Source organism: Sulfitobacter sp. SBS6 (genome assembly GCF_048285585.1).
Taxonomy (GTDB): domain Bacteria; phylum Pseudomonadota; class Alphaproteobacteria; order Rhodobacterales; family Rhodobacteraceae; genus Sulfitobacter; species Sulfitobacter pontiacus.
Map to the genome: position 1 here is coordinate 1 of NZ_JBLWBA010000024.1, position 216 is coordinate 216.

1 protein-coding gene is annotated in these 216 nt (G+C 58.3%); it reads left to right on the forward strand.

Annotated features, from left to right (window positions below; translation table 11 throughout):
- Positions 1-187, forward strand: a 187-nt coding sequence (locus tag ACNQ62_RS16695; protein WP_418095354.1) for a hypothetical protein, incomplete at its 5' end; no start/stop codon positions are given.
- Positions 188-216: the final 29 nt, after the last annotated feature.

Here is a 216-nt window from a genome sequence, read left to right on the forward strand (position 1 = left end):
TGCTCTCCTCCGCGTGATCCAAGCCCCGCTCTGCCCCTCCCTCGCGAAGGTCAATGCTGTTCGTTCAATCCAGTTCCAGGACGATACCGCGCAAAGCAAAGGCAACGGCAAGGACAGCGCACTGTTCAGCGCTGGCATCATGTCCCCCCACACCCAAACCACCAGCCCCTGCAGCGGCATCGCGTAAATATATATTCCGGATGAATAGTCTCCGAC